This is a genomic window from Arthrobacter sp. T572 (genome assembly GCF_056780115.1).
This window is the reverse complement of record NZ_JBRAZQ010000002.1, coordinates 253,606-280,202: the sequence shown is the minus strand read 5'-3', so window position 1 is coordinate 280,202 and position 26,597 is coordinate 253,606. Positions and strand designations below refer to the sequence as shown.

Genomic DNA, 26,597 nt, shown 5'->3' with positions numbered 1-26,597 from the left:
GCGCGTTATGAGCCCTCAAAACGCGCTCAACTGCGACCTACTTGGGTGCTTACGCGTCCACTTCCGTGTTCACGATGTACACATCGCACGGCGCCCCGTGGGCCACGCTGTTCGCGATGCTGCCCAGGACGCGGCCCAGGCCCTTCATCCGCTTGTTGCCCACCACGATCAAGGAGGCGTTGTGCGTCTCCGCGTAGTTGATGAGGGCGTTCGCCGGAGTGCCCCGGGCGGCGTAGTACTTAACGCTGTTGCCGGGGATGTCCAGGTCTTCGGAGACCTTACGCGCCACGTACTCTGCGGAGTCCGCCGAAGAAACCGTAATGCGGTCGCTGCCACTGCCGAACTCTTCGATGCGGTCATCAGAGAAACCGCTGATGACGTGCAACTCGGCGCCGAGCGCAGTAGCCAGCTTGGCTGCTGCCACGGCCGCACGCTTGGCTGTTTCACTGTTGTCAACGCCGACAACGATTACATCTGGCATGAGTTCTCCTCATTGATGGATTCATGGGTGGTGCTCCACAGCAATTTACACGCCATCACGCCCGCCAGGGATCCCTCCCGTCAGTGTGTTTACGGTGCGCCGATACGGGTAAGGGTAAATCATCGAAAACGATCACTGACCGGAAGGCAAGATCATGAGCGACCCAGAGTTTTCACCGCAAACCGCCATCGTCACGGGATCGGATTCAGGCATCGGCCGGGCAACCGCCGTTGCCCTGGCCAAGGCAGGCCTGGACGTGGGCATCACCTGGCATTCGGACCAGCAGGGCGCCGAGGAAACCGCCGAAGAGGTCCGCAGCCTGGGGCGCAAGGCCGTTGTACAGCAACTCGACACCACCAAAGCGGCGGAGACTGCCGCCGCCGTGAACCAGCTGGCCGACCAACTGGGCGGCGTGGATGTGTTCGTCAACAACTCGGGCACAGGCGACGGCACCAAGTTCCTGGAACTGGACTACGCCACCTGGATGTCCACCCTGGACACCAATCTCAACGGGGCCTTCGTGGCGATGCAGGCCGCGGCCAAGCGCATGGTCCAGGCCGGCAGAGGTGGCCGGATCATCGCCGTCACGAGCGTGCACGAATTCCAGCCGCGCGTGGGGGCGTCGGCCTACGACGCCTCCAAGCATGGACTGGGCGGGCTGATCAAGACCATGGCCCTGGAACTTGCCGAGCACGGGATTACCGCCAACAACGTGGCCCCTGGCGAGATCGCAACGCCCATGACGGGCCAGGAAGATGAGGATCCGCGGCAGAAGGAACGCCCCGGCGTGCCCCTGGGACGCCCCGGTGATGCCCGCGAAATCGCCGCCGTCATCGCCTTCCTGGCATCCCCGCAGTCCAGCTACGTCACCGGCGCTTCCTGGCCCGTGGACGGCGGGATGCTCCAGATGGGGCCGCAGGCCGGCTCGCATATTACGGGCAATGACTGGCGGGAAAGCTAGGCCCTGCCAACCTCTGGCCGCACGGTAATCCGTGGGCTAGTCTGCATGGACGACCTGCCTGGCGGGTCTGATTTACCTTTCCAAAGATTCGTAAGACGTTGATGAGGAGCACCATGGCTGGCCACACATATAGCGTTTCCGAAATTGTAGGAACTTCCACCGAGGGTGTGGATGACGCCATCAGGAATGGCATCGCGACCGCCTCGCAGACGCTGCGGCACCTGGACTGGTTTGAAGTCAAGGAAATCCGTGGCCACCTTGAGGACGGCGCGGTTGCCGACTGGCAGGTCACCATCAAGCTTGGCTTCAGACTGGAACGCTGAATTACCCGCCCCGCCCTTCGCCGAATTGACAGTTGATGCCAATGTTTTCAGCAAACATTGGCATCAACTGTCATCTCGGCGGGCGGGCTCGGGGACCTCGGCCTGGGTGGCCACGCCGCCGAAGCTGCTGAGCAGCGTCAAAGCGTCCGACGACGGCGAGCCGGCCTTCGCGGAATACACCCTCAGCAGCTGGTCGGGATCGTCCGGGAGACCGAGCGTCTCGAAGTTCAGTTCAAGGTCCCCCACCACCGGGTGGTGCAGCCGGATGGTACCGGCGGAACGGGTGGCGACCCGGTGCCCGGCCCACCATTGGCGGAAATGCTCGCTGTGCACGGCAAGCTCGCCCACCAGCTGGTTGGTCCGGGGATCGTTGGGGTGCCGTCCGACATCCATGCGCAAGGACCCCACTGCCTCCGCGGCCACCGTTTTCCAGTCCCGGAAAAGGTCCCGCGCGGCGTCGTCGAGGATCGTCCAGCGGGTGAGGTTCCGTTCGGTTGCCGGCATGGAGGAGAAATCCGTCAGCAGCAGGCTGGCCATGCGGTTGGCGGCCAGGACGTCGGCCCGCCTTCCGAGCACCATGGCAGGTACATCCCCGACGGCGTCCAGCAACTGCCGCAGGGCAGGCCTCACTTTTTGCGCGGGGCCGGGGTTGGCGGCAGAACTTGCACAGTGCTCCAGGAGGTCCATCATGTGCGCGTGCTCACCGGTGTCCAGCCGCAGTGCACGCGAGACCGACTCAAGCACCGCTTTGGAAGGGTGGATGTTCCTGCCCTGCTCAAGGCGGGTGTAATAGTCCGTACTCACGCCGGACAGCCTGGCCACCTCTTCGCGGCGGAGCCCGGGTACGCGGCGGGAACCGCCGGACTCTGTCGCCCCGGCGTCCTCGGGAGAGAGCCTGGCCCGCATGGCTTTGAGGAACTTGCCGAACTCAGCGCTTTGACCCATCCGTCCATTTTGCCGCCCCTGGCCTGCCAAAACCACACCAGTGGGTAGGACTGGCAGACCTAGGAAAAACAGAATCAGGCAGAACTGCTGACTCCGTGCACAAAACTGAATAGGCTCATGAAAGAGCCGTCCGAAAACGCTTTCACACAGACGGCCCACCGGTTGCCCGGTGGATTCGGAAGGACCACACTTTCTACCTCTTAAGGAGACCCTCATGGCAGAGCTGACCTTGAACAACGGCGTCACCATTCCCCAGCTCGGATTCGGTGTCTTCCAAGTGCCTCCGGAAGAGACGCAAAAGGTGGTGGAAGACGCTCTCGAAGCCGGATACAGGCACATCGACACAGCTGCCGCCTACCGCAACGAAGCCGGCGTGGGGGCTGCCATTGCGGCTTCCGGCATCCCCCGCGGGGAGCTCTTCATCACCACCAAGCTTCGTAACGGCGAACAGGGCGAAGCCTACGACGCGTTCCAGCGCAGCCGTGACGCCCTGGGCCTGGACGTTGTTGATCTGTACCTGATCCACTGGCCGGTCCCATCGCAGGGCCTCTACACCCAGGCCTGGAAGGAAATGGAGAAGCTCTACCAGGACCAGCAGATCCGGGCGATCGGCATCTCCAACTTCCTGCCCGACCATGTGGACACTTTGCTTCGCGAGGCCGACGTTGTGCCGGCAGTGAACCAGATCGAGCTTCACCCCACCTTCCAGCAGGCTGAGCTTGCCAACAAGTGCCGCGACCTGACAATCGCCGTGGAGGCATACAGCCCCCTCGGACAGGGCAAGGACCTGAACGCGGAGGCCGTCGCCTTGGTCGCAGCAGCCCATGAAACCACCCCGGCGCAGGTGATCCTCGCCTGGCACCTCGCCCAGGGAACGATCGTGATTCCCAAGTCTGCAGACTCGGCACGCATGCGGGAGAACTTCGGCGCGGCCGACCTCACCCTCACGGAATCAGAACTCGCCGCCATCACCGCCCTGGAGGCGGGAGCCCGCATTGGTTCCGATCCCGCCGTCGCGGCCTTTACCCAGCTCTGACCCTCAACCCGAAGGACCCACCACCATGCAGTACACGCACCTCGGCCGTTCCGGCCTTAAAGTCTCCCGCCTCTGCCTGGGCACCATGAACTTCGGCCCCAAGACCGAAGAAGAGGCCTCGCACTCGATCATGGACTCCGCCCTGGATTCGGGCATCAACTTCTTTGACACCGCCAATGTTTACGGCGGCACCGAACACCGCGGCTGGACCGAGGAGATCATCGGCCGCTGGTTCGCCAAGGGCGAGGGGCGGCGCGAACGGACCGTGATTGCCACCAAGCTCTACGGCACCATGACCGACCGCCCCAATGAATCCAAGTTGTCTGCACTGAACATCCGGCGAGCGCTGGATGCCAGCCTGAAGCGCCTGCAGACCGACTACATCGATATCTACCAGTTCCACCACATCGACCGCGATACTCCGTGGGACGAGATCTGGCAGGCTATCGAGGTCGCGGTCCAACAGGGCAAGATCCTGTATTCGGGCAGCAGCAACTTCGCCGGTTGGCACATTGCGCAGGCCCAGGAGGCGGCACGACGCCGCAACTACACCGGGCTGGTCAGCGAGCAGTCCATCTACAACCTCTTCCGCCGGGAGTTGGAGCTGGAGGTCATCCCCGCAGCCCAGGACTACGGTCTTGGACTGATTCCCTGGTCACCGCTGCAGGGCGGCCTGCTGGGTGGTGTCCTCAAGCAGGAGGAACAGGGCGTCCGCCGCACGGAAGGCCGGGCCCTGGAGACCCTGAAGAAGCACGAGGACCAGATCCGGCAGTACGAGGATTTTGCCGACGAACTGGGACACGCACCCGGCGATGTCGCACTGGCCTGGCTGCTCCACCAGCCGGCGGTGACGGCACCGATCGTCGGTCCCCGCACGCAGGAACAGCTGGACTCGGCCATCCGCGCCCTGGATGTCACGCTGAATGAAGATGCGCTCAAACGGCTGGATGACATTTTCCCGGGCCATCGCACCGCTCCGGAAGACTACGCCTGGTGAGCAACATCCTGTTCATCGGCGGGACGGGCGTCATCAGTGCGGCGGCGGCTGAACGCGCCGTCGCACTGGGCCACCGGCTGACCATCCTCAACCGAGGGCGGTCAACCGGGAGACCGGTTCCCGAAGGTGTGGAGATCCTGCACGCCGATATCCGCGACGCCGCGGCGGTACGTGGGGTACTTGGCGCACAGGAGTACGACGCCGTTGCGGACTTTATCTCCTACACTGCAGAGCAGGCTCGCACGGCCTTGGAGTTGTTCCGCGGGCGGACGGGGCAGTATGTCTTCATCAGTTCCGCTTCGGCGTACCAGAAACCGCCAACCACCCTGCCGATCCGGGAGTCCACGCCCCTCAAGAACCCGTTCTGGCAGTACTCCAGGGACAAGATCGCCTGTGAAGAGCTGTTCTATGAGGCGTACCGCGAGCAGGACTTTCCCGTGACCGTGGTCCGGCCATCCCATACCTATGACCGGACCAAGATCGCCATGCTGGGTGGCTGGACGGACATCCACCGGATGCGGGCCGGACTCCCTGTCCTTGTCCACGGCGATGGCACGTCGCTTTGGACATTGACCCACAGCCGTGACTTTGCCAAGGCCTTTGTCGGTTTGCTGGGTCGGCCGCAGGCCATTGGCGAGAGTTACACCATTACTTCGGACGAATATTTGCCGTGGGACCAGGTGTTCCGCTTGTTTGCCCGCGCCGCTGGTGTTCCGGATCCCGAGCTCTTCCATGTTTCCTCGGAGACGATTGCGGCCCACGCCCCGGAGCTTGGGCCCAACCTGCTGGGCGACCGTTCCCATTCCGTGGTCTTTGACAACTCCAAGATCAAGGCTTTGGTACCGGATTACCGGGCCACGATCCCGTTTGCGGATGGCGCCCGCGAGATTGTGGAATGGCACGACCAGCACCCGGAACTTCAGGTGGTGAAGGATGACCACATGGAGCTGAGCGACCGCCTCTATCAGTGGTCGCAGCGTCAATTGTTGCCAAGTACCGCTTCACCAGCGTAGAAAAGCAAGGAACCTTTCTTTTTTCGCCACAGCTAATACGCACAGCCACTTCGCCCAGCTAGAAGGAGATCGCGCCCATGGCCCAAGCCCCGCTCGTGGAACTCAACGACGGCCACAAAATCCCGCAACTGGGCCTGGGCACCTGGCCCTGGATGACGCAGAGGTTGCGCAGGCTGTAGCTGAAGCCGTCTCGCGCGGATACCGCCACATCGACACCGCCGTGAAGTACGGCAATGAGACCGGCGTGGGCAATGGAATCCGGAACAGCGGCGTGGACAGGGAAGAACTGTTCATCACCACCAAACTCGACGGTGAGTTCCAAGGCTCCGGCAAAGCCGTCGCCGGCCTTGACGGCTCCCTGAAGCGCCTCGGCCTGGATTACGTGGACCTGTTGCTGATCCACTGGCCCCTGCCCCGCCGCGACGAGTACATCTCAACATGGAAGACTTTTGAGGAACTGCAGGCCTCGGGGAAGGTCCGTTCAATCGGCGTCTCCAACTTCAAGCCCACCCATCTTGACCGACTGTTCCGCGAAACCGACGTGGTGCCGGCGGTCAACCAGATCCAAGTGAGCCCGTCCATTCCCCGTCCGGCAGCCCGCGCCTACAACGGCAACCACGGGATCGTCACCGAGTCCTACAGTCCCCTGGGCGCCAGGAGCGACCTCCTGAACGCCCCCGTCCTGGCGGGAATCGGCCACAAACATGGGAAGACGCCGGGCCAGGTGGTCCTGCGCTGGCACATCCAGCAGGGACTCGTGGCCATTCCCAAGACCTCCAATCCCCAGCGGATGGAAGAGAACCTGGACATCTTCGACTTCCAGCTGGACCAGGAGGATCTCACCGGACTGCAAACCCTCGACGCCGGGCCAGACGCCGGCGTGGACTCGGACGTACAGGGGCACTGATCATGAACACGCTTATCTGGACCGGCTCATACACTGCAGACCGCAACGCCAACGGCAAAGGGATCGGCGCGATCAGCGTGGACTCGGATGGAAAACTGACATCGCTGGGTCTCGCTGCAGCCGCCGATTCTCCGTCCTTCCTGGCCAAGCACCCCACCCTGCCGGTCATCTATGCGGTCGCCGAAGAGGGCCAGGTAGTCCAGGCCTACCGGCGGACACGGACCGCTGAACTGGAACCCATGGGCAAGGCCTGGCACTCGGGCGAGGCCACGTGCCACGTCGCCGCCGATCCCCACGGGCGCTTCATCATTGCCACCTGCTGGGGTGATGGTCAGGTGGTCCTCTACGAACTTGACGACGACGGCGCCATCACCTCGCGCACGAGCGCGGAAGCCGCCGTCGACCCTCACCAGACCGGCCCCACCGATGACCCGCGCCCCAGCAGGGCGCATTCGAGCCACATGCTCCCGGATGGCCGGATACTCACCACGGACCTCGGCCACGACCTGGTGCGGGTGTGGCGCTACCAGCAGGGAACGGGTTTGGTGCCTGACCACCAGGTGGTGCTGCCCAAGGGCTCAGGCCCCCGGCATATGGTCCGGCATCCCAGCGGCACGGTGTTCATCGACACCGAGTACTCCGTTGAGGTAGCCGCAATCCGCGCCGAGCCGCAGGGCGTTTACGAACTCACCGCGATCGTCCCCGCCAGCGTGAACAAAGCGTTCGACGGCGACGCTGCGGCCGAGATTGCCCTTTCACCTGACGGCCGGTTCGCTTATGTGGGCGTGCGGGGCTCCGACCGCATCTGCATCCTGAAAGTGATTGACGGCGGAACCGCGCTGGAACCGCTGGCGGACGTGCCCAGCGGCGGGGACTGGCCGCGCCACCATCTGGTCCACGGCGAGTGGCTCTTTGTAGCCCACGAGGGGTCCGATGACGTGGTCAGCTACAGGCTGGATCCGCAGACAGGCCTTCCGGACGGACCCGTCAGCAGGGTGGAAACCGGCTCACCGAGCTTCCTCATGGCCGCCCATTAAACCCGCCGAGATGGCATTAAGTGCCAATGCTCCGCTCAAACATTGGCACCTAATGCCATCTCGGTGGTGTTTCAGGCGGCCCAGACCTCAACGTCGTCGGTGCCGCAGATGAGCTTGCGACCGGTGGGCTCGAGGATGACCCAGAGGAGTTCCTGGTGCTGGGATACATCGTCCACCCGGCCGGTCCCGGCGCCCCAGGCGACGTCGTAGATCCAGACGGGGTCGCCCGTTTTCAGGCTGGTCCATTCCGATGCCGGGACGTGCTGGTAGTCCTCGGGCCTGCCCAGGGTGGCCCGGGTCATGCCGTGACGTCGGCGGAGACCCGGCGGCGCCACACCGTCGGTACGCCATTGTGGGCCGGAAGGACGTGGCCTTCGGGGAACACCTGGACTGCGTCCGGTTCGGAGTCCGGGCTCCATACACCCGAAGCCGGGCAGTGGGAACCAGTGGGCATGACGCGGGTGGCTCGTTCGCGCAGGAGGGCGATGCTCTTCATCGTTGAAACTCGTCCTTGGTAGTTCTGGCTCTGCGGGTGTGAAGCAGATCTCCTCAACCGTATGAAACTCCCAAGACGTTTGTTATAGGCAAATGCACAAGGTTTTCGCACGGTGGTATGCAATTGACCAGCATGGTAGGGGCGGGTCCCGCAGCACAACGGAAGAGTGGCTGCGGGCCCGCGCGATCCGGCCTATTTGTAACTCAGGCTCATCAGCATCGCCTTGAGTTGGGCATACTGCTGGGTGCCCATCCAGGCCTTCGCTGCCGCGGGGGTGGCGAAGGTGGGTTGCTTCTCGTAGTCGAACAACACACGTGCAGTCATGAAAAGGCTTGGCGTCATGACCAGCGGTGGACCCGAGCCCATCTCACCGTCTTTGAACTCCCCTGCAATACGAACATCCATGAAATAGTAGGCGCTGCTCTCCGACCAGGACTCTGTCGGAGTCGGCAGGCCTTGGCTGGTGTGGGGCAGGATGATGTCCGAAGCGAATCCAAACTCCGTAGCCCGTCCCGAGCTGTCTGTAAGTCCAGGGACCACAGCCTTGTCCAGGACAGTCCTTCTGACCCAGCCGCCCGTTCCTCCGCCGTAGGAGCCGCTGGCTACAAAGGCCACCTCCGCACCGGAACTGTCCATGATGGTCGCGTTCACGGCACCTGCCTTCGTTTCCTCCGTCAGGTAGGCCCCCTGCCCGGTCTTAACCGTCCAATCTGACGGGTACGTGAAGGACAAGTGGCCGTCCGGAAAGGTGAATGTCTTGAGCGCTGGCGCCTGGACCGGGGGAACTACCGGAACTGTGGTGGCCACTGCCGGCACGGTGGGCGTCGGCACCTGGGCGGGCTCCGGCGTCGTGCTTGCCGAAGGCGTTACGGAAGGCGTGGGGGTGGGTGCGGCAGTGACCGAAACCGTGGGTGACGGCGTGCTGGTTTCCATAGTGACCGCCGGCGCAGGAGTGGAACTCACCTGGCCGAAGTTGGCAGCCACCAGCACGCCCGCGGTCACGGCCGCTGCCCCTAAGAGCAGGCCGCCCGCGATCCGGGCCTTCCGCCGCCGACGATCCTCCAGCGAGGGGACGCCCCGCAGCGGTTTGGCGTCGCTGTACATCGTGGAGCCTGACAGCATCCGGTGCAGCGCTTCCTGCCCATCCGGCTCCGTTCCCGGTTCGAACGGGTCGATTGCGGCAATCTGGTTCTTGATCGGATCCATGTCAGACCCCCAACTTTTCTGTAGCGGATGCGGAACCTGCAGGCAGTTGTTTTTGGAAGGCTTTGCGGGCTCGGTGCAGGCGGACCTTGGCGGCCGACTCGCTGCACTGGAGGACCCCGGCTATTTCGGCAGGGCCCAGTCCGTCCCAGTAAGCCAGCTGAAGGATGTCGCGGTCCTGCCCACGCAGGCGTTCCATGGCGTCCTGGACCATCGCGTTGCCGGAGTCGGGACCAAAGCGTTGGACCGCCGTCGTCCGCAGTTTTTCCTGGAGTGCCGACTGACGCTCGCGGCTGCGGTAGGCGTTACCCACCAGGTTGCGGGCGATCCCGAGCAAGTAGCCGAGCTCGGGCCGGGTATCGTCCGACCACTTCTGCCAGACCACCCGGAATACATCGGCGGCAATTTCCTCCGCCACCTCCAACGACTCAACGCGTCGGCCAACAAATCTGAAGACGGCTGGGTAGCTGTCTTTGTGAATGGCGATGAACGCCAGTTCGCGCTCGGAAAGCACGATTCCCCCTGATAAATAGAGCCCGGACTGCAGGATACCCATATAGTTTCCGGCCCCCCTCCCGCGGTTACACGCGCCCAAAAAATTCTGCGGAAGCGACCGTCTCCGACGTATAGTCAACAACCATGGTGACTATGGGACCGGCCGCTGACTGGGCACGCAGGCAAGTGGACACCGGACGCGTTCCGGTGGCTGCGCTGGGCGTCGCGTCGAGCCACGGCATTGAGGACATTGTGGCATTCGGCAGCGACGATGGCCGCCCGGCCTCCACGGAGGACCACTTTGCGTTGTTCTCCGTCACCAAGCCCATCACTGCGCTGACGGTGATGCGCAACGTAGAGCTTGGCCGGCTGGCGTTGGGGACGCCGCTGTCCGCCGCGGTGCAGGGTTTCGGCGCCAGCCGTACGGACACCGTCACGCTGGAACACCTGCTGAGCCATCGGTCCGGTATCACCGACCCGAAGATCGACGACGTCACTCCCCTGCGTGATTCCCTCATGGCCGCGGGACAAACCTTTTACGCGGGTTCGCTGGTGCAGTACTGCAACCTGGCGTTCGAAGGGGCTGCCGCCATGGCTGAGTGGGCCGCCGGGCGTCCGTTCGAAGCCCAGGTCCAGGCCTTGGCTGACGACACCGGCGCAGGCGGGCTTACCTTTGACTCCGATTGCAATCCGCACACTGTCCATGTGGACAGCGAGCCCAGCCTCAACGTTCACGCGATGTACAAGAACCGGCACCCCGGGGCGGGCCTGTTCGGAAGGGCAGCGGATCTCCTCAACCTGGGCACTGAACTGCTCCGTGACTCAGGCAAGGCCGTCCAGCCGGCTACGTTGGCGGCGATGCGTCGGCCGCGGACCACGGGCGTGCCGTTCATCAGCATCCTTGAGTCTCCCCGCCGCCACACAGGGCTGGGCTTCCAGATGCCCGCGTACGAATCGGAGCTCCTGGCCAACGGAATCTACGGCCACCCGGGGTGGGCGGGCACGGAGTGGTGGATGCTCCCGGAGCAGGACAGGTGCGTGGTGTTCCTGACCAACGTTCTGGACACTCCGGACCTTGGCGTGGACACCACGGAACTGTTCAACGCGGTAGCGGCCTCCTAGCCCCGGCTCACCCAACTGGGTCGCAGTTGTGCGCGTTTTGAGGGTTCTAAACGCGCTTAAATGCGACCTAGTTGGGCAAGGGACATAGGGCGGGACAGGGGGCACAGGGCGGGGCAGGGGACACAGGGCGGGCAGGTCAGACGGCGGGCTTGGTCCGGCCGCGCCACGCCGAGACGGCCCACACGATCACGAACAAGCCGACCAACACCAGGCCCGCGTCACCCAGATCCAGTGCGCCCAACCACGCGGTCAAGGGATCGTCCAGGCCAAACGCTGCATTTGCCAAACCGCCCAGCGTGATCACCGAGATGAAGAGCGCCGAGACCGCGGAAATGCCCGTGATCACCGCGTTGAAGCCGAGCTTCCGCTGCGGATCCGCGATAGCCGAACGGTACATGCGCATCATCGCCACGCCGTTCACGGAATCACACAGCGTCATGGCGGCCGTGAAGGCCAGCGGCAACGCCATCAAGGCAAGCGGCGGGACTCCGGCGAGGGTCGCCGTCGTGGTGATCAGCAGCAGCCCGATGGTAGTGGCGGTGTCGAACCCCAGCCCGAAGAGGAAACCAATGACGTAGATGTTCCTCGGCCGCTCCACCCGCGCCAAAGGTTTGGCCAGGAGCCTGGCCCCGAAACCCTTGGCCTCCAGGTCTTCTTCCCGGACTGCGGCACCTTCCTGCGCGCTTCGGTAAACCTTCAGGGCACGCAGGAACGCCGAACCGTTGAACAGTCCCATGGCCAGCAGGAACAGTCCCGAAACACCGCCGCCGATCATCCCCAGCACCATGTTCCCGGTTGTGCCATCCTCCATGAGCTGCCCGATCATCGATGCCCCGGCCACCACCAGCAGCCCGGCCAGAACCACCACGGAACTGTGACCCAGGCTGAACGCGAACCCGACGCTCACCGGGTCCTTCCGCTGTGCCACGAACTTCCGGGTGGAGTTGTCGATCGCTGCGATATGGTCCCAGTCGTAGCTGTGCTTGACGCCCGCCAGGTAGGCGGTGACCACAAGCCCCAACGCCAGCGGCTCCGCACCACCGGCGGAGCCCAGCAGCAGAAGTACGACGGCGGCACCGTGCAAAGCGGCCACCGCACCGAACGTGAACAACAGCCTCGTGCGGAGGGACAGGGCATCCCGTTCCCGGTACAGGGTGGTGAATCCGGTCAGAGCGCTCATCAGTGTTTCCTCAAGTTCAAGGGCGCCTGCCCATACCAGCGCTCGCGCAGCAGCCCGGTACAAGCACCCAGCAAGCGGTTCAGTTCCCCGGTGCTGTTGGACAACGACCTCAAGACGAGCCCCCGGGTCCCGGCAGTGCCCATGGTCAATGAAACACCGGTACAGGCATCAAAATCACGGGCCACCGAATGCAGTAGGTCAGCCAGCTCCTGGTTCACCCTTGGGTCGACCACCACCAGTGAACCCAGATGGCTGTATCCCTCCATGAACCCCAATCCTGTGACGTCGACCAGGGGCGGCCTGATAAGCACGTTGTCCAAAGCCAACAGCCTGCTGCCCTGTTGCGTTTCCACCCGGATTTCGTTGCGGAGCCGGATCTCTTCGAAGCCAAACGCGCCGCCGTCCGGCGACCACCCCGGCGTGATGACCTCCGCCATGACAAGGCTCGATGACGGGTGGACACTGATGTGCGAAACCTGCCTGTAGCTGGCCTCCCGGTAGGCGATCAACTGGTCCGGCACCAATTCCAACCGGGCCCCCTCCCCCAAACGGACGGTCATGCGCTGCTCAGCAAACGACCCCGGAGTCCTGTAAACCTTGGTGGCCGACTGCGTGGTCAGAAGCAACTCAGCCCCGTCCCCCACGTCCAGCTCAACAAGGAACAAATCCGCCCCCAAATAAGCCCCGCCAGGATTGACCACGACATAACAAACCTGTCCACTGTCGTCGAGGTAGTGCGGCCGCAACACGCGTAAAGCTCCCTCGTGGAACTGCCGCGAAGCAACGGACTTCCCACCCCGCTCGACGATCCCCAGCCTGAGTTCGCCCCGCGGTGAGAGGACCGTTGAGGCGGCTGAGCCGGATTTTTGGGCCGCGGCGTGGCGGGCTCCGCGGGGGGCCCACTGCTGCGAGGGCCCGGACTCGAGCTTGCGAGAGTTGGGAGCAGCTGGGGACGGGCACGGCCCAAAATCCGGCGAAGCCGCCGGAGCCGCGGCAGCGCTGCTGGCGCTACTCACTGCGCCAGATCGAGCATCAGGACGTCCCGCTTGATCCAGCCAAGGACCTCCCCCAACCCCTCATCGGTCTTCAAATTCGTGAAGCAGAACGGCTTGTTGCCCCGGAATTCCTTGGAGTCCCGCTCCATAATGGACAGGTCCGCCCCCACGTGCTGCGCCAAGTCGGTCTTGTTGATGATGAACAGGTCGGACTTGATCATGCCTTGCCCGGCTTTCCGGGGGATTTTTTCGCCCTGGGCGACGTCGATGATGTAGATCGAGAAGTCCACGAGTTCCGGGCTGAAGGTGGCGGAAAGGTTGTCGCCGCCGGATTCGACGAAGATCACCTGCAGGTCGGGGTGGCGTTGCTTGAGTTCTTCGATGGCGGCGGTGTTCATGGAGGTGTCTTCGCGGATGGCGGTGTGGGGGCAGCCTCCGGTTTCGACGCCGATGATGCGGTCCTCGGGCAGGATGCCGTTGGCGGCCAGGATCTTGGCGTCCTCGATCGTGTAGATGTCGTTGGTGATGGCGGCCATGGAGGTGTCGCCGCTCATGTGGCGGGTGATCCGCTCCACGAGCTGGGTCTTGCCGGCTCCGACGGGCCCTCCGACGCCGATGATGATGGGTTCTGTCATGTGTCCTCCTGCGTTAGCTCATGAACATGCGGGCGCGTTGCCGTTCGTGCTGCATCTGTGAAATTTCGAGGCCGGGGATGACCGCGCCGAAGTCGTCCCAGCCCAGGTGGGGTACAGCGTCGACGGCGGCAGCAACGGCGTCGTGCGCGTGCCGAAGTACCCGCTGCCCGGCGTTCTGGCCGAGCGGGATGGCGCGGACGGCGTTCTGGGTCAGTGAAGTGGCGGTGGCGAAGAAGTAGGCGGCCAGCGCCTCGCGGAGTGGCACCCCGAGGGAGCGCGCGACGACGGCGAACGCCAGGGGCTGGTGGCCCGCCGCCCGATCCTCCCGGACCAGCGAGCGGTAGGCGTCGAGCTCCGGGGAGGGGAAGACCTCGGTCCCGATGTCGAGCAGCCGCCCACCCATCTTGATGGAGGCTTCCCGGCCCTCCTTCGCCAACAAGCAGCCGGTCAGCATCCCGTCCAGCACGCCGATGTCCCCGCCCTCATAGAGGAGGCGGACAGCCAGCCCGTCCGTGTAAACCAACTGATGCCTGACAAACACCGTCAGCCAGGTCGAAAAGGTCCGCTCATCCCGGACGACCCCTCGGTCGATGTAGGTCTCAAACCCCAGGGAATGGGCGAACGCCCCGGTGGGCAGCGCCGAATCAGTCAGCTGCTGGAGGGCCAATTGGTAGTCAGTGCGTGTGCCCTGCATGGCGGAATGGCACCGGCATCACCCGTTCCTGCCTCTGGTAGGGCACGCCGACGTGCTTCAAGTAGTCCTCCACGGTGTGGTCGTATTGGCAGACCATGACCTCTGCCGCGTACTCGGAGGACGCGTCGAAGAACTGCGCCTGCAGGTGCCGGTTGCCCAGCGAGTGTGCCACAACGCCCATCTCGTGGATGGTCCGGGGTGAGATGACCAGGACGTCGGTAGGCAGGACGGATATGACAATGAGGTTCGTGTCCTCCATGGCGAGGATGTCGCCGTCGCGCAGGTCCCCCGAGCCGGCGGGAAGTCGGATGCCCAGTTCCTTGCCGTGGTCTGTGGTGACGCGCTGGATGCGCTTGACCAGCAGGCTGCTGGGCAGCACCACCTTCTCCTTATGGTGCCCTGCATAGGTTTCCGGCGGCTGTTCATGCAGGTTGCCCAGGATTTTTTCGATGATCACGGTAGCTCCTAGAACAAGAAGTAGCGTTGGGCCATGGGCAGTACATCGGATGGTTCGCACGTGACGTCCACGCCGTCCACCTTCACGCTGTAGGTTTCGGGGTCGACGGCGATGTCCGGGGTTTCGCCGTTGTGCTTCAGGTCAGCTTTGCGCAGCGTCCGGATACCGCGGACGGGCCTGACGATGCGCTCAAGGCCGAGCTGCGCGGGGACGCCGGCGTCGATGGCGGCCTGGGACAGGAACGTGATGGACGTTTCCTGCACGGCCTTGCCGTAAGTAGCGAACATGGGCCGCATGGTGCGGGGCTGCGGTGTGGGGATGGAGGCGTTCGAGTCGCCCATGAGGGCATATGCGATCTGCCCACCTTTGATGACAAGTTCCGGCTTCACCCCGAAGAATGCAGGGTCCCACAGCACCAGGTCGGCGAACTTCCCCTCCTCGACGGAGCCGATGACCTCCGCCATGCCCTGGGCAATGGCGGGATTGATGGTGTACTTGGCCACGTAGCGCTTGAGCCGGAAGTTGTCGCTGTCCGGCGAACCGTGCACCGTGCCGGAGGGGTCGTGGAGAACCCCGCGCTGGCGCTTCATCGCGTCCGCCACCTGCCAGGTCCGGGTGACCACTTCACCCACGCGGCCCATGGCCTGGGAGTCGGACGAGGTGATCGCAAAGATGCCCAGATCGTGAAGAACGTCTTCGGCCGCGATGGTCTCTGCCCGGATCCGGGAATCAGCGAAGGCCACGTCTTCCGGAATGTCCGGGTTGAGGTGGTGGCACACCATGAGCATGTCCAGGTGCTCTTCGATGGTGTTCTTCGTGTACGGCAGGGTAGGGTTGGTGGAGGCCGGAAGGACATGGGGCAGGCCTGCGATCCTGATGATGTCCGGCGCGTGGCCCCCACCTGCGCCTTCGGTGTGGAAGGTATGGATCACGCGTCCATCGATTGCGCGAATGGTGTCTTCGACGAATCCGCACTCGTTGAGCGTGTCCGTGTGAATGGCCACCTGCACGTCGTATTCGTCGGCAACCCGCAAGGACATGTCGATGGAGGACGTGGTGGACCCCCAGTCCTCGTGGACTTTAAGCCCCACGGCACCGGCGCGGACCTGCTCCGCCAGCGGTTCGACGGCGGACGCGTGCCCCTTCCCGAACAGGCCGATATTGACGGGCAGACCTTCAGCGGCCTGCAGCATCCGGGAGATGTGCCACGTACCCGGGGTGACGGTGGTGGCCTTGGTCCCTTCGGCGGGTCCGGTGCCGCCGCCCACCATGGTGGTGACTCCGCTGCACAGCGCCGCGGGTACCTGCTCCGGCGAGATGAAGTGGATGTGGGTGTCGATGCCACCGGCAGTGAGGATCCTGCGTTCACCGGCGATGATCTCCGTGCTCGATCCAATGATGATGTCCACGCCGTCGGTGATCTGCGGGTTGCCCGCTTTGCCGATCTTGAAGATGTGGCCGTCCTTGAGGGCAACGTCAGCCTTGTAGATCCCCGTGTAGTCCAGAACCACAACGTTGGTGATGACGGTATCCGGCACACCGTCGCCGGGACCGGAACCGTCGCGCGTCAGTTGGCCGTTCTGTCCCATCCCGTCGCGAATGACCTTGCCGCCTCCGAACACCACCTCTTCCCCGTGCACCGTGTAATCGTGCTCAATCTCGAGGAACAGTTCCGTGTCGGCGAGCCGGATGGCGTCACCTGTGGTGGGGCCGTACAGCTCAGCGTATTGCCGCCGTGGAAGCTGGAAGCTCACTGCGCGCCCCCCTTAAGGTGAGTGCCGCCGTCGAGCTTTCCGTTGACCGCATTGCTGAGGCCGTAGACCTCGCGGCTGCCGGCGATCGTGATCAGGTTGACGGTCCGGCGGTCGCCGGGTTCAAAACGGGCCGCGGTCCCGGCAGGGATGTCCAGGCGGCGGCCGTGCGCGGCGTGGCGGTCGAACTCAAGGGCAGGGTTGGCCTCGGCAAAGTGGAAGTGGGAGCCCACCTGGACGGGGCGGTCGCCGCGGTTGACGACCTCGACGACGATCGCCTCACGTCCGCGGTTGCATTCGATGGATCCTGGGCCGAGCCGGTATTCACCGGGAATCATGGCTGCTCCTAACGGATGGGGTTGTGGACGGTGACGAGCTTGGTGCCATCCGGAAAGGTGGCCTCGATCTGGACGTCGTGGATCATCTCGGGAACCCCTTCCATGACCTCGTCGCGGGCCAGCACCGTGGTCCCGAAGCTCATGAGGTCAGCTACGGTCCGCCCGTCGCGGGCGCCCTCGATCAGCTCGTAGCTGATGACGGCGACGGCTTCGGGGTAATTGAGCTTGAGCCCGCGGGCCTGGCGGCGCCGGGCGAGGTCGGCGGCCACCACGATCATGAGTTTTTCCTGCTCACGTGGCAAAAGGTGCATGGTTCTCCTACAACCTGGGGATCACCGGGGACGGTTGCTGCCAGCGTAGGGAGCGGACGTTTCGACGACGTTTCCAAACTGTCTCAGCCGCGGGTCAAAACTCTGTGCAATGGCGGCGAGGGGGCTGGGCAGGGGCCATTCCAGGGCCGGCGCGGAGGCCGCGCGAAAGCGGCGCGGGGCAGCGATGCGGGGGCCGCGCGAAAAGTTATGGAAACCGTAGACAGCCTAATACATCACTAATATACTAGTTGCGTACTTCACGCTGCTGGCGTGATCAGCTCGACGAGGAGTTATACCGCATATGCAGAAACTCGCACACCGGCTCGAACGACTTGGCACTGAAACTGCTTTCAGCGTCGCGCAGGCCGCCGCTGCGTGGAAGGCGAAGGGCAACCTGGTCTACCCCTTCCACCTCGGTGACATCAACATTCCCACCGCACCGCACATCATCGAGGCCATGAACAAGGCGATCGCCGATGGCTACACCGGGTACTGCCCCGGCCCGGGCATCCCGCAGCTGCGCGAAGCGCTGGCCGAGGACATCGGATCGCGCCGCGGAATCGAATTCACCCCGGAGAACGTGGTGGTCATGACCGGCGGCAAGCCCGTGATCACCAAGTTCCTGCAGGCGGTCATGAACCCGGGCGAGGAAGTGCTGTACCCGAACCCGGGCTTCCCGATCTACGAATCCCAGATCGAGTACCTTGGCGGCACGGCCGTGCCTTACCGCTACGTGCCCACAGACAAGGGCTTCGCGATCGACCTGGACCAGGTCCGGGCCTCGATCACGCCGAACACCACGGCGATCATCTACAACGACCTGCAGAACCCGATCTCGGCCGAGTCCACCGCCGCCGAGCGTGAGGCAATCGCCCGGATCGCGATCGAACACGATCTCTGGGTCCTCTCCGACGAGGCGTACTTCGAGACCCGCTACGAAGGTGTTTCCTCCTCCATCACCTCCATTCCGGGCATGGCCGAGCGCACCGTGATCCTGTACACGTTCTCCAAGAAGTTCGCCATGACCGGTTCCCGCCTGGGCTGCGCCGTCGCGCCCAAGGAGATCGCCCAGGTCCTGTCCACCCTGAACACCAATGACGAATCCTGCACCACCCACTATGTCCAGTGGGCCGGCATCGAAGCCCTCCGCGGCCCGCAGGAACCCGTCCAGGACATGCTTGACATCCTCAAGGGCCGCCGCGACGCCGCCTGCGACATCGTCAACTCCATCCCCGGCATGAGCGTCGCCGTTCCGCAGTCCACGTTCTACCTGTTCCCGGACGTCACTGAAGCCATGCAGAAACTCGGGTACACCGCTGTGGGCGACTTCGCCTCCGACGCCCTGTACAAGACCGGCGTGTCCTTCTGCACCCGCGAGCACTTCGGCCGCCGCCTGCCCGGCGAAGACCGCCAGTACATCCGGCTGGCCTACTCCGGCATCGAAACACCAGCCATCCAAGAGGGCCTCGGCCGCCTGCGTGAATGGATCGCAAACGCATGAGCCGCGTCGTCGTCACGGGGCGCATCCCCGAAGCCGCCCTCGAAAACCTCCGCGCCAACCACGACGTCCTTGCTTGGGAAGGCGAGGGGTCCATCAGCCGCGAGGAACTCCTCCGCCGCGTCGCCGGGGCTGACGCGATCGTCAGCCTCCTCACCGAACGCGTCGACGCGGAACTGCTTGACGCTGCCGGCCCGCAGCTGAAGGTTGTCTCCAACGTTGCCGTCGGCTACGACAACATCGACGTCCCGGCCTGCACCGAGCGCGGCATCACCGCCACCAACACCCCCGGTGTGCTCACCGAGGCCACCGCGGACATCGCCTTCGGACTGATCCTCATGGCCACCCGCCGCCTCGGCGAAGGTGAACGGCTCATCCGCGCCGGCCAGCCGTGGAAATGGGGAATGTTCTTCCTGCTCGGCTCCAGCCTGCAAGGCAAAACCCTCGGCATCGTGGGCATGGGCGGCATCGGCCAGGCCACCGCACGCCGCGCCAAAGCCTTCGGCATGGAAATCGTCTACCAGTCACGCAGCGAAATCGACCCCGCCATCGCCGCTGAACTCGGCGCCCGACGCGTGGAACTGGACGAACTGCTGGCCATCTCCGACGTCGTCTCCCTGCACTGCCCGTACGGACCGAACACCCACCACCTCATCGGACCCGAGCAACTCGCAGCCATGAAGGACACCGCCTACCTGGTCAACACCGCACGCGGACCCATCATCGACGAAGCAGCCCTCGCCACCGCACTGCGCGAAAACCAGATCGCCGGCGCCGGACTGGACGTCTTCGAAAACGAACCCAAGGTCCACCCCTGGCTCCTCGAACTCGACAACGTCACCCTCGTCCCGCACCTCGGATCGGCCACGGTGGAAACCCGCACCGCCATGGCCGTCCTCGCAGCCACCAACACCCTCGCCGTCCTGGGCGGCGAACAACCACCAACACCCATCAACTGACAACAACAAAGCGGCGGTCGGGGCACTCCCCGACCGCCGCTTTTCCTTACTAGTTGTTCTTCCCCCGGGCTGCGACTTTCCAGGTGTCCACCACCGCACCATCCCGGACCGCCGTGACGTGGTCCACCAGGTTCATGGCCAGGCACACGTGGTTCGGGATGACCCTCAACCGTTCGCCCAGACGCGGCAGGCCGGCATCATCAGGCCACACAATAGTGGCATGGTGCTCTGACAAGGCCGTGATCCGGGCGTCGCGGAACCCGGGAAGCCGCCCATATCCGGAAGCCCAATCCGGCCTGTCGCTGCCCAGGACCTTGCTTCCGGCATCCACGACGATCCGGCGCACATTTCCGCCGCCCGCCCCGTGTCGGCTTACTACCGTGGCGGCCACCGTCAGTGCGATGTCGTCCCACGAGCAACGCTCAAGCTCAAGCTGCTGGGCATCCCCCAAAACGTAGACGCCCGGACGCAGCTCCGTGGCCGCAGTTTCATTCCCGATCAAGGCCGTGGGAGTTGACCCGCCGCTGATGGTCCGTACCGTGAAACCTGCACGGGTCAACGCCGCGGCTGCCTCCCCCAGTGCCTGGTTCTCGTTGTTGGCAGCGCCCGTGGGCATGCCCGGCTTGTAACTGTGGCCGGGGAACGTGAAAACGCCCGCAACATCAAGGCCTGCATCAGCTGCTGCCCGTGCCACCTCCACCGCTTCCTCCGGAAGGACCCCACTGCGATGGTGCCCGCTGTCAATCTCCACCAGCACCCCAACGGCACCAGCGCTTTCCCCGAGGCGGCGGCCCATCGCCGTCGCACCTTCCACCGAATCGACGCCCAGCGCCAGGGTGCAGGCCCCGGCCAACCGGCGCAGCCGTTCAGCGTGGTGTTCTTCCACCCACAACGGATAGGCAATGAAGATGTCCCTCACACCGCCGTCGGCAAATACCTCAGCCTCGCCGATCGTGGCCACGGTAATGCCCACAGCCCCGGCCGCGAGCTGCCTGGCCGCGATTTCCAGCGTCTTGTGCGTCTTCACGTGCGGGCGGAGCCCGATGCCCCTGTTCTTCATCGCCGCGGCCATGCGATGGATATTCCGGTCCAGGACGTCGACGTCGATCATGATGGCGGGCGTGACAATATCTGCGGGAATTACCTGGGTCATCCTTCGACAGTAACGTCCCCCGGTGCCGACTGCCGCACCCGCAACGAGAACGCCGCCTCCGGCTGCTCCACGTCCACGGCGTTGCCCTTGCGCTCGATCCTCTTGATGAGGAGTTCGACGGCGCGCTCCGCAATTTCCGTACGGCCCGGCGCCACCGTGGTCAGGGAAGGAGAGGCGAAGCGGGCCTCATCGATGTCGTCGAAACCGGCCACGGCAATGTCTTCCGGAACCTTCCTGCCGCGCACCAAGAGTTCGTGCAGGGCACCGAGGGCCACTGCGTCATTCAAACCGAACACGGCATCGAACTCCGTCCCGCTCTCCAGCAACCGTCCAACGGCGTCCGCCCCGCCGTCACGCCGCCACCCACAAGGAATCACCAGCTCAGGGTTGTACTCGACACCCGCGGCAGCGAGCGCAGCCCGGTATCCCTGAAGGCGGAGGCCGCCACTGCCGCTCGTGTCGCCGTCGTTCGCGCCAAGGACGGCTATACGACGGCGGCCGCCCGCCAGCAGGTGCGTGGTCACCGCCGCGGCGGCCTCGTGGTTCTGGATGAGGACCATGTCCAGACGCGGATCCTGCACGTACTCACCGAGGAGGACCAAGGGTTTCTGCCCTGCCGCCTGAATGATCTGGTCCGCATCAAGTCCCAAGGGGATGAACAGCAGCCCGTCCGTGAGGCTCCGGAACTGGCCCTGGAGCGCTGCCCGTTCATGGTCCGCCTGGTTGCCGGACTGCTCCACCAGCACCCGGTAGCCCTTGGCCCAGGCCGCCTTCATGATGTCCGACGCGAGCTCGGCGTAGTACGGGACGTTCAGGTCCGCGAGGACCAATCCGATCATGTTGGTCTTCCCCGAACGGAGGCTGCGGGCCGTCAGGTTGGTCTCATAACCGAGCTGGTCGATGGCATCAAGGACGCGCTGCTTGGTTTCCGGGCGGATGAACTCGTAATTGTTGATCACATTGGAGACCGTCTTGAGGGAAACGCCTGCAGCGCGCGCAACGTCGTTCATGGTGACGGCCATGCCTGTACTCCTTTGGATCGCCGGGCAGCCGGCTGGCGGGTGTCCCTTGCCGGAGGTCCTTTTTACTGGTGGTCCCGGCACGGGAGAAGCTACGATGGGAACTACACGGAAGTCTAGCGATCACACACGCACACCGGCCGCCCACGGCACCTATACCAAGCCGACCATCATGAGCTTCTATCCGAATGAACCTGAGCAAAGCAGAAGGCTCCAAGCAGTGCTGACAGCAGCGGATATCAGCAGCGATTCGCTCTGGCTTTACTACTTCAGCATCGGCGGGTCCATGGGCGAATGCGAGGTCGAAGCGTACGTCCAGGGCATGTTCTCCGTCCCCGAACTCGAACGCGACCTCCTGGCCATGGCAGCCAACGAGCTTACCGACGACGCAGCACCCCATGCACCGTACGCGGAAGAACTCCGCAAGGGCGACCCCACCTCCGGGCCGCAGAACATCTCCGCCCCATAGCCGGTCACAGGCGCCGTCACACAGCGCTCATCATTTTGCAACGCCCCCGCAACATGAATGCGGAAAGCTGGATTCAACGGAGCCAGCCCAGCTGAAGGGGACAGACATGAGCATCGCAAACAGGGACCTATTCCTGGCACTCAAGACACAGGCCAGCCTGGCCCAGGCGTTCGGCAGCCTGCCGGGAACCACGGAAGACACGCACCCGCTGGCGGAGGGCCAGTTCATTGAAGCCTGGCACAACGGGCGCCTCTACCACCGGGGCACGGTGGTCAAAACCGTTGCTGGTACGGAACTCTTCTGGCTGCAGGATGAGACCGGCAACCGGCGTCTGCTGGACATGGAGTCACTGGAGATTGTCACGGCAGAGGGCGAAGCTCCGGCCCCCATCAAGGAGCCGGAGCCGGCCACGGTCACTCCGCTCTCGGTGTTTCCCGTTTTCCAGGACGGTTCCCAGGCAATTGCCTAGGCCAGCTGCAACCTGACCATGGTCCAGGACACCGCCGGAAGCCCGGCGGTGAGGCGGCCGCCGTCGAGCTTTACACTGACGTTCTCGGATGGCAGGACCGACGTCGAATCATCAGCAGTTGCCTGCCAGTACGGATCCTTGTTGGTGTAGGTCACCGCCTCAATGACCTTGGTTGCGCCCAGGCTTCCGACGGCGGCATCCAGGGTGAGTGCCTCGGTCGCCGAACGGTTGACGGCGAAAACCACAGCTTCCTTGGCCCCGGCATCATAAGTGGCCACCGCGGAGAGCGCCGGGAAGCCGGACGTCTTGCCGCTATCCAGGGTTGGCGATTCCACCGCGAGATTCAGCACCGTTCCCGAGGCATGCCTGGACGTGAGCGCGAACGGGTGGAAGGTGGTTTGCTTCCACGAGCGGCCACCCGGCTCGGTCATGATGGGGGCGATCACGTTGACCAGCTGCGCCAGGCTCGCGGAGTGGACCCTGTCCGTGTTCCGCAGCAGGGTGATGAGGAGATCGCCCACCACCACGGCGTCGGCCACGGTGTAGCGGTCCTCCAACAGCACGGGTGCCACGGGCCAATCATCACCTGTGGGCGCCTTGGACTCGTCCCGGGACATGTGCCACACGTTCCACTCGTCAAAGGAGATGTTGACCTGCTTTTGGGACTTCAGGGCGGACTTCACGTGGTCGATGTGGGACACAAGATCCTTGATGAAGGCTTCCATCCGGTGCCCGGCGGACAGGTGCTCCTGCAGGTCACCGAAGTCCTCGAAGTACTGGTGGGCTGAAATCAGGTCAACAACGTCATAGCTTTCCGTGAGCACCACCCGCTCCCATTCGCCGAAAGTGGGCATGGCAGGAGCCGAACTACCGCAGGCCACAAGCTCAAGGCCCGGGTCCACCATGCGCATGGCACGCGCAGTTTCTGCCGCCAGCCGGGCGTACTCAGACGCCTTCTTGTGCCCGATCTGCCACGACCCATCCATCTCGTTGCCCAGGCACCACATCCGGATGTTGTGCGGTTCCACCGTGCCGTTGGCCTTGCGCTGCTCAGACAGGGCCGTGCCGCCCTTGATGTTGCAGTACTCCAGGATGTCCAGGGCTTCCTGCGTTCCCCGCGTGCCGAGGTTCACGGCCATCATGGGTTCCACGCCGGCCTTCCTGGACCAGGCACCGAACTCGTCCACGCCCACCAGGTTGGGGTCCGTGGAGTGCCACGCGAGGTCCAGGCGTGCAGGGCGTTGTTCTTGGGGGCCAACGCCGTCCTCCCAGCGGTAGCCGGAGACAAAGTTGCCGCCCGGGTACCGGACCGTTGAGACGCCGAGTTCCTTGGTGAGTTCGAGGACGTCGGTTCGGAATCCGTCTTCGTCGGACTTGGGGTGGTCCGGTTCGAAGATGCCGGTGTAAACGCAGCGGCCCAGGTGCTCGACGAAGGCTCCGAACGTCTTCCTCCGGACAGGGCCCACGGCAAACGCGGGGTCAATGGTGATTTTGGCTGTGGGGATTTCTGGGGTTTCCAAACGGGGCGTCCTCTGCGTGGGCTGGGCTTTACTGGTTTACAACGTTGTAGAAACCATGCTGACGGGCCGGAGGGGTGGGAGTCAAGAGATTTCTTAATGCGCCCCGGGTTGCTTGGGCTGCTGGATGCGCCGAGGCGTTGATCTGGCGTTGGTTTCAGCGGGCATGAGGCTTACCCGGACGTCGCGGAGGAACTGGGACTGGGACGGAGGCCGAAGTTCCCGGGATACAGCTCCTTATAGATTGCCGTTTGGTCGCCGGCGACGCAGGCACTGTCCATCTCGAGGCTGGAGCCTTTGCTGGTGGCGGTGAAGGATATGAGGTGTCCGCCGTTCTCGTTGGCGTAGAGGCGGATGACTCCCGGCTCCCTGGGGTTGGTTTCAGTACGGGTGGCGAAGCCCTTGGACTCCCAGAACGATTTGACCACGTTGACCGAGGCTTCCAAGTCGAGGGTTTCCATTGTTTGGCTCATGACGCTGTAATTCACGCCTTCTTGCCCGTCTGGTGTGGTGCAGGCACTATTTCGGAGGTTCTTGTCCGTCCACTGCTGGGGCCCGATGGCTTTTTGGGTTTCGGTTTTGAAGGCGTGGAGGTCCGCGAGGGCCTGCTTGAGTTTTTCGACCCGGGCCTTGACGGTTGCCGGGTCGCTCGGATTGTTCGAGCCTGTCATGGGTTTCTCCGTGGTGGTGGATGTGCAGGCGCTCAACGCAAAAACTGCGCAGAGCAGCACGGCAAGAAAACTGCGGGCCTTTGGACGGCCATTGAATTCAGCGGCATGCGTATCACTCTTTCCAAGACTGCTACCCGGCCCACACCGCAATGAGCGGGCCGGCCACCCAGGAGACATCATGCACAACCGATTCAAGTAGTGGCGGGATCGGGACTGGAACTCGCGTCCTGCCTGTCCAGCTCTTTGTAGATCGCCGTTTGGTCGCCGGCGACGCAGGCGCTGTTCATCTCAAGGCCGGAGCCGTCAATGTTGGCGGTGAACGATATGAGATGCCCGCCATTCTCGTTAGCGTAGAGGCGGATGACTCCCGGGTCTCTGGGGTTGGTTTCGACGCGGGTGGTGAAGCCCTTGGACTCCCAGAACGATTTGACGACGTTGACGGAGGCTTCCAAGTCGAGGGTTTCCATTGTTTGGCTCATGACGCTGTAATTCACACCGTCTTCCCCACCAGGTGTGATGCAGTCCATGTTTCGGAGGTTCTTGTCCGCCCACCGCTGGGGCCCGATGACCCTTTGGGTTTCGGTTTTGAAGACGTAGACATCGGCGAGGGCCTGCTTCAGTTCTTCGACCTGGGCCTTGACGGTTGCCGGGTCGCTCGGATTGTTCGAGCCTGTCATGGGTTTCTCCGTTGTCGTGAGTGTGCAGGCGCTCAACGCAAAAACTGCGCAGAACAGCACGGCAAGAAAACTGCGGGCCTTTGGACGGCCATTGAATTCAGCGGGCATGCGTATCACTCTTTCCAAGACTGCTACCCGGCCCACACCGCAATGAGCGGGCCGGCCACCCAGGAGACATCATGCAAAACCGATTCACGTAGTGGCCGGAACGGGACTGGAACTCGCGTCCTGCCTGTCCAGCTCTTTGTAAATTGCGCTGAGGTCGCCGGCGACGCAGGCGGTATCCATTTCCAGCCCGGATCCTTTGACATTTGCGAAATAGGACAGGATGCGTTCGCCGCCCTTATGAGCGTAGAGGCGGATGAGGCCCGGCTCCCTGGGGTTGGTTTCGGTACGGGTGGTGAAGCCCTTGGATTCCCATAACGTCCTGACGATCTCTGTTGACGATTCCAGGTCTACAGGATCGGCTGTTTGGCTCAAGATGATGTAGTTCACACCATCCTGCCCCCCAAGCGTGGTGCACGCACTGTTTCGGGCGCCCTTGTCTTTCCATGTCTGGGGTCCGATGGCCTTCTGGGTTTCGGTTTTAAAACCGTGGAGGTCCTCGAGGGCCTGCTTGAGCTCTTCGACCTGGGCCATGACGGTTGCCGGGTCGCTCGGATTGTTCGAGCCGGTCATGGGTTTCTCCGTCGTGGTGGGTATGCAGGCGCTTAGCGCGAAAGCTGCGCATAACAGCACGGCAAGAAAACTGCGGGCCTTTGGAGGGCAATTGAATTCAGCGGGCATGC

31 protein-coding genes and 1 pseudogene are annotated in these 26,597 nt (G+C 63.7%); 12 read left to right on the top strand and 20 right to left on the bottom strand.

Going from position 1 to position 26,597, the window contains the following annotated elements; all coding sequences use genetic code 11:
* Positions 1 to 49: 49 nt before the first annotated feature.
* Complete coding sequence (locus tag ACUYMZ_RS02460) at positions 50 to 481, bottom strand: universal stress protein (protein WP_481601983.1); 432 nt, start codon at positions 479 to 481, stop codon at positions 50 to 52.
* Positions 482 to 635: 154 nt separating this feature from the next.
* Here ACUYMZ_RS02460 and ACUYMZ_RS02455 point away from each other — a divergent pair, with 154 nt between their 5' ends.
* A complete protein-coding gene (locus ACUYMZ_RS02455; protein ID WP_426005393.1) occupies positions 636 to 1,442 on the top strand; it encodes an SDR family oxidoreductase in 807 nt (268 codons plus the stop codon).
* A 113-nt stretch (positions 1,443 to 1,555) separates the two neighbouring features.
* Positions 1,556 to 1,765: a dodecin gene (locus ACUYMZ_RS02450; RefSeq protein ID WP_426005392.1), complete on the top strand. Its 210-nt coding sequence runs from the start codon at positions 1,556 to 1,558 to the stop codon at positions 1,763 to 1,765.
* Positions 1,766 to 1,828: 63 nt separating this feature from the next.
* Here ACUYMZ_RS02450 and ACUYMZ_RS02445 read toward each other — a convergent pair whose 3' ends face one another.
* Complete coding sequence (locus ACUYMZ_RS02445; protein WP_481601982.1) at positions 1,829 to 2,710, bottom strand: helix-turn-helix transcriptional regulator; 882 nt, start codon at positions 2,708 to 2,710, stop codon at positions 1,829 to 1,831.
* A 214-nt stretch (positions 2,711 to 2,924) separates the two neighbouring features.
* Here ACUYMZ_RS02445 and ACUYMZ_RS02440 point away from each other — a divergent pair, with 214 nt between their 5' ends.
* The 5 genes and pseudogenes from ACUYMZ_RS02440 (at position 2,925) to ACUYMZ_RS02420 (ending at position 7,700) form a co-directional block, all read left to right on the top strand.
* Positions 2,925 to 3,746: an aldo/keto reductase gene (locus ACUYMZ_RS02440; RefSeq protein WP_481601981.1), complete on the top strand. Its 822-nt coding sequence runs from the start codon at positions 2,925 to 2,927 to the stop codon at positions 3,744 to 3,746.
* A gap of 25 nt (positions 3,747 to 3,771) precedes the next feature.
* The gene (locus tag ACUYMZ_RS02435; RefSeq protein WP_442424266.1) at positions 3,772 to 4,743 is read left to right on the top strand and encodes an aldo/keto reductase; all 972 of its coding nucleotides are present in this window, start codon (positions 3,772 to 3,774) and stop codon (positions 4,741 to 4,743) included.
* A complete protein-coding gene (locus ACUYMZ_RS02430) occupies positions 4,740 to 5,756 on the top strand; it encodes an NAD-dependent epimerase/dehydratase family protein (RefSeq protein ID WP_481601980.1) in 1,017 nt (338 codons plus the stop codon). The genes ACUYMZ_RS02435 and ACUYMZ_RS02430 overlap by 4 nt, the downstream gene beginning before the upstream one ends.
* A 77-nt stretch (positions 5,757 to 5,833) precedes the next feature.
* Positions 5,834 to 6,663: pseudogene (locus ACUYMZ_RS02425) on the top strand (aldo/keto reductase).
* Between the two features lie 2 nt (positions 6,664 to 6,665).
* Positions 6,666 to 7,700 (top strand): lactonase family protein, encoded by a 1,035-nt coding sequence (locus tag ACUYMZ_RS02420; RefSeq protein WP_481601979.1) that lies wholly within the window; start codon positions 6,666 to 6,668, stop codon positions 7,698 to 7,700.
* Positions 7,701 to 7,771: 71 nt separating this feature from the next.
* Here the strand turns inward: ACUYMZ_RS02420 and ACUYMZ_RS02415 are convergent, their stop codons facing one another.
* From ACUYMZ_RS02415 to ACUYMZ_RS02400, 4 genes are all read right to left on the bottom strand, one after another.
* Positions 7,772 to 8,002 (bottom strand): hypothetical protein, encoded by a 231-nt coding sequence (locus ACUYMZ_RS02415; RefSeq protein ID WP_426005380.1) that lies wholly within the window; start codon positions 8,000 to 8,002, stop codon positions 7,772 to 7,774.
* Positions 7,999 to 8,196 carry a hypothetical protein gene (locus ACUYMZ_RS02410; RefSeq protein ID WP_347109223.1) on the bottom strand — a complete coding sequence of 66 codons (198 nt, stop codon included), beginning with the start codon at positions 8,194 to 8,196 and terminating at the stop codon, positions 7,999 to 8,001. Before ACUYMZ_RS02410 ends, ACUYMZ_RS02415 begins: the two co-directional genes overlap by 4 nt.
* 192 nt (positions 8,197 to 8,388) lie before the next feature.
* Positions 8,389 to 9,402, bottom strand: a complete 1,014-nt coding sequence (locus ACUYMZ_RS02405; protein WP_481601978.1) for a hypothetical protein — start codon at positions 9,400 to 9,402, stop codon at positions 8,389 to 8,391.
* A gap of 1 nt (position 9,403) precedes the next feature.
* Positions 9,404 to 9,913: an RNA polymerase sigma factor gene (locus ACUYMZ_RS02400; protein ID WP_481601977.1), complete on the bottom strand. Its 510-nt coding sequence runs from the start codon at positions 9,911 to 9,913 to the stop codon at positions 9,404 to 9,406.
* Between the two features lie 134 nt (positions 9,914 to 10,047).
* Here ACUYMZ_RS02400 and ACUYMZ_RS02395 point away from each other — a divergent pair, with 134 nt between their 5' ends.
* Positions 10,048 to 11,016 (top strand): serine hydrolase domain-containing protein, encoded by a 969-nt coding sequence (locus tag ACUYMZ_RS02395; protein WP_481601976.1) that lies wholly within the window; start codon positions 10,048 to 10,050, stop codon positions 11,014 to 11,016.
* A gap of 136 nt (positions 11,017 to 11,152) precedes the next feature.
* Here the strand turns inward: ACUYMZ_RS02395 and ACUYMZ_RS02390 are convergent, their stop codons facing one another.
* From ACUYMZ_RS02390 to ACUYMZ_RS02355, 8 genes are all read right to left on the bottom strand, one after another.
* Positions 11,153 to 12,196, bottom strand: a complete 1,044-nt coding sequence (locus tag ACUYMZ_RS02390; RefSeq protein ID WP_481601975.1) for a HoxN/HupN/NixA family nickel/cobalt transporter — start codon at positions 12,194 to 12,196, stop codon at positions 11,153 to 11,155.
* Positions 12,196 to 12,945 carry an urease accessory protein UreD gene (locus ACUYMZ_RS02385; protein ID WP_481601974.1) on the bottom strand — a complete coding sequence of 250 codons (750 nt, stop codon included), beginning with the start codon at positions 12,943 to 12,945 and terminating at the stop codon, positions 12,196 to 12,198. The genes ACUYMZ_RS02390 and ACUYMZ_RS02385 overlap by 1 nt, the downstream gene beginning before the upstream one ends.
* Before the next feature lie 263 nt (positions 12,946 to 13,208).
* Positions 13,209 to 13,826, bottom strand: a complete 618-nt coding sequence (gene ureG, locus ACUYMZ_RS02380; protein WP_481601973.1) for an urease accessory protein UreG — start codon at positions 13,824 to 13,826, stop codon at positions 13,209 to 13,211.
* Between the two features lie 13 nt (positions 13,827 to 13,839).
* Positions 13,840 to 14,520 carry an urease accessory protein UreF gene (locus ACUYMZ_RS02375; RefSeq protein ID WP_481601972.1) on the bottom strand — a complete coding sequence of 227 codons (681 nt, stop codon included), beginning with the start codon at positions 14,518 to 14,520 and terminating at the stop codon, positions 13,840 to 13,842.
* The gene (ureE, locus tag ACUYMZ_RS02370) at positions 14,501 to 14,977 is read right to left on the bottom strand and encodes an urease accessory protein UreE (RefSeq protein WP_481601971.1); all 477 of its coding nucleotides are present in this window, start codon (positions 14,975 to 14,977) and stop codon (positions 14,501 to 14,503) included. The genes ACUYMZ_RS02375 and ureE overlap by 20 nt, the downstream gene beginning before the upstream one ends.
* 8 nt (positions 14,978 to 14,985) lie before the next feature.
* Positions 14,986 to 16,731, bottom strand: coding sequence for an urease subunit alpha (ureC, locus tag ACUYMZ_RS02365; protein ID WP_481601970.1), 1,746 nt, complete (start codon positions 16,729 to 16,731; stop codon positions 14,986 to 14,988).
* Positions 16,728 to 17,066, bottom strand: coding sequence for an urease subunit beta (locus tag ACUYMZ_RS02360; RefSeq protein WP_481601969.1), 339 nt, complete (start codon positions 17,064 to 17,066; stop codon positions 16,728 to 16,730). The genes ureC and ACUYMZ_RS02360 overlap by 4 nt, the downstream gene beginning before the upstream one ends.
* Positions 17,067 to 17,074: 8 nt before the next feature.
* Positions 17,075 to 17,377, bottom strand: a complete 303-nt coding sequence (locus ACUYMZ_RS02355; protein ID WP_426005358.1) for an urease subunit gamma — start codon at positions 17,375 to 17,377, stop codon at positions 17,075 to 17,077.
* Positions 17,378 to 17,678: 301 nt separating this feature from the next.
* Between ACUYMZ_RS02355 and ACUYMZ_RS02350 the strand changes: the two genes are divergently transcribed.
* Complete coding sequence (locus ACUYMZ_RS02350; protein WP_481601968.1) at positions 17,679 to 18,878, top strand: pyridoxal phosphate-dependent aminotransferase; 1,200 nt, start codon at positions 17,679 to 17,681, stop codon at positions 18,876 to 18,878.
* Positions 18,875 to 19,834, top strand: a complete 960-nt coding sequence (locus ACUYMZ_RS02345) for a 2-hydroxyacid dehydrogenase (protein ID WP_426005356.1) — start codon at positions 18,875 to 18,877, stop codon at positions 19,832 to 19,834. Before ACUYMZ_RS02350 ends, ACUYMZ_RS02345 begins: the two co-directional genes overlap by 4 nt.
* A gap of 49 nt (positions 19,835 to 19,883) precedes the next feature.
* On the opposite strand, the gene ACUYMZ_RS02340 is transcribed toward ACUYMZ_RS02345, so the two are convergent.
* A complete protein-coding gene (locus ACUYMZ_RS02340; RefSeq protein WP_481601967.1) occupies positions 19,884 to 20,987 on the bottom strand; it encodes a D-TA family PLP-dependent enzyme in 1,104 nt (367 codons plus the stop codon).
* Positions 20,984 to 22,009, bottom strand: a complete 1,026-nt coding sequence (locus ACUYMZ_RS02335) for a LacI family DNA-binding transcriptional regulator (RefSeq protein ID WP_481601966.1) — start codon at positions 22,007 to 22,009, stop codon at positions 20,984 to 20,986. The genes ACUYMZ_RS02340 and ACUYMZ_RS02335 overlap by 4 nt, the downstream gene beginning before the upstream one ends.
* 217 nt (positions 22,010 to 22,226) lie before the next feature.
* On the opposite strand from ACUYMZ_RS02335, the gene ACUYMZ_RS02330 reads away from it, so the two are divergent.
* Both ACUYMZ_RS02330 and ACUYMZ_RS02325 read left to right on the top strand, forming a co-directional pair.
* The gene (locus tag ACUYMZ_RS02330; protein WP_426005350.1) at positions 22,227 to 22,475 is read left to right on the top strand and encodes a hypothetical protein; all 249 of its coding nucleotides are present in this window, start codon (positions 22,227 to 22,229) and stop codon (positions 22,473 to 22,475) included.
* Positions 22,476 to 22,581: 106 nt separating this feature from the next.
* Complete coding sequence (locus tag ACUYMZ_RS02325; protein ID WP_442424251.1) at positions 22,582 to 22,944, top strand: hypothetical protein; 363 nt, start codon at positions 22,582 to 22,584, stop codon at positions 22,942 to 22,944.
* Here the strand turns inward: ACUYMZ_RS02325 and arfA are convergent.
* The 4 genes from arfA to ACUYMZ_RS02305 all read right to left on the bottom strand — a co-directional run bounded on the left by arfA (position 22,941) and on the right by ACUYMZ_RS02305 (position 26,595).
* Entirely contained in the window at positions 22,941 to 24,464 is a 1,524-nt protein-coding gene (gene arfA / locus ACUYMZ_RS02320) for an arabinosylfuranosidase ArfA (RefSeq protein WP_481601965.1), read from the bottom strand. The two genes, ACUYMZ_RS02325 and arfA, sit on opposite strands and share 4 nt — an antisense overlap.
* A 170-nt stretch (positions 24,465 to 24,634) precedes the next feature.
* The gene (locus ACUYMZ_RS02315; RefSeq protein WP_481601964.1) at positions 24,635 to 25,132 is read right to left on the bottom strand and encodes a hypothetical protein; all 498 of its coding nucleotides are present in this window, start codon (positions 25,130 to 25,132) and stop codon (positions 24,635 to 24,637) included.
* 191 nt (positions 25,133 to 25,323) lie between these two features.
* Positions 25,324 to 25,809 (bottom strand): hypothetical protein, encoded by a 486-nt coding sequence (locus ACUYMZ_RS02310; RefSeq protein WP_481601963.1) that lies wholly within the window; start codon positions 25,807 to 25,809, stop codon positions 25,324 to 25,326.
* 192 nt (positions 25,810 to 26,001) lie between these two features.
* Entirely contained in the window at positions 26,002 to 26,595 is a 594-nt protein-coding gene (locus ACUYMZ_RS02305) for a hypothetical protein (protein WP_481601962.1), read from the bottom strand.
* Positions 26,596 to 26,597 lie beyond the last annotated feature (2 nt).

Coding starts and splice junctions, on each gene's coding strand:
- ACUYMZ_RS02420 (WP_481601979.1), top strand. CDS start 6,666: ATGAACACGCTTATCTGGACCGGCTCATACACTGCAGACCGCAACGCC.
- ACUYMZ_RS02310 (WP_481601963.1), bottom strand. CDS start 25,809: ATGACAGGCTCGAACAATCCGAGCGACCCGGCAACCGTCAAGGCCCAG.
- ACUYMZ_RS02325 (WP_442424251.1), top strand. CDS start 22,582: ATGAGCATCGCAAACAGGGACCTATTCCTGGCACTCAAGACACAGGCC.
- ACUYMZ_RS02390 (WP_481601975.1), bottom strand. CDS start 12,196: ATGAGCGCTCTGACCGGATTCACCACCCTGTACCGGGAACGGGATGCC.
- ACUYMZ_RS02340 (WP_481601967.1), bottom strand. CDS start 20,987: ATGACCCAGGTAATTCCCGCAGATATTGTCACGCCCGCCATCATGATC.
- ACUYMZ_RS02375 (WP_481601972.1), bottom strand. CDS start 14,520: ATGCAGGGCACACGCACTGACTACCAATTGGCCCTCCAGCAGCTGACT.
- ACUYMZ_RS02335 (WP_481601966.1), bottom strand. CDS start 22,009: ATGGCCGTCACCATGAACGACGTTGCGCGCGCTGCAGGCGTTTCCCTC.
- ACUYMZ_RS02395 (WP_481601976.1), top strand. CDS start 10,048: ATGGGACCGGCCGCTGACTGGGCACGCAGGCAAGTGGACACCGGACGC.
- ACUYMZ_RS02415 (WP_426005380.1), bottom strand. CDS start 8,002: ATGACCCGGGCCACCCTGGGCAGGCCCGAGGACTACCAGCACGTCCCG.
- ACUYMZ_RS02315 (WP_481601964.1), bottom strand. CDS start 25,132: ATGACAGGCTCGAACAATCCGAGCGACCCGGCAACCGTCAAGGCCCGG.
- ACUYMZ_RS02450 (WP_426005392.1), top strand. CDS start 1,556: ATGGCTGGCCACACATATAGCGTTTCCGAAATTGTAGGAACTTCCACC.
- ureG (WP_481601973.1), bottom strand. CDS start 13,826: ATGACAGAACCCATCATCATCGGCGTCGGAGGGCCCGTCGGAGCCGGC.
- ACUYMZ_RS02355 (WP_426005358.1), bottom strand. CDS start 17,377: ATGCACCTTTTGCCACGTGAGCAGGAAAAACTCATGATCGTGGTGGCC.
- ACUYMZ_RS02350 (WP_481601968.1), top strand. CDS start 17,679: ATGCAGAAACTCGCACACCGGCTCGAACGACTTGGCACTGAAACTGCT.
- ACUYMZ_RS02305 (WP_481601962.1), bottom strand. CDS start 26,595: ATGCCCGCTGAATTCAATTGCCCTCCAAAGGCCCGCAGTTTTCTTGCC.
- ACUYMZ_RS02410 (WP_347109223.1), bottom strand. CDS start 8,196: ATGAAGAGCATCGCCCTCCTGCGCGAACGAGCCACCCGCGTCATGCCC.
- ACUYMZ_RS02440 (WP_481601981.1), top strand. CDS start 2,925: ATGGCAGAGCTGACCTTGAACAACGGCGTCACCATTCCCCAGCTCGGA.
- ACUYMZ_RS02460 (WP_481601983.1), bottom strand. CDS start 481: ATGCCAGATGTAATCGTTGTCGGCGTTGACAACAGTGAAACAGCCAAG.
- ACUYMZ_RS02345 (WP_426005356.1), top strand. CDS start 18,875: ATGAGCCGCGTCGTCGTCACGGGGCGCATCCCCGAAGCCGCCCTCGAA.
- ACUYMZ_RS02360 (WP_481601969.1), bottom strand. CDS start 17,066: ATGATTCCCGGTGAATACCGGCTCGGCCCAGGATCCATCGAATGCAAC.
- ACUYMZ_RS02405 (WP_481601978.1), bottom strand. CDS start 9,402: ATGGATCCGATCAAGAACCAGATTGCCGCAATCGACCCGTTCGAACCG.
- ACUYMZ_RS02445 (WP_481601982.1), bottom strand. CDS start 2,710: ATGGGTCAAAGCGCTGAGTTCGGCAAGTTCCTCAAAGCCATGCGGGCC.
- ACUYMZ_RS02435 (WP_442424266.1), top strand. CDS start 3,772: ATGCAGTACACGCACCTCGGCCGTTCCGGCCTTAAAGTCTCCCGCCTC.
- ACUYMZ_RS02455 (WP_426005393.1), top strand. CDS start 636: ATGAGCGACCCAGAGTTTTCACCGCAAACCGCCATCGTCACGGGATCG.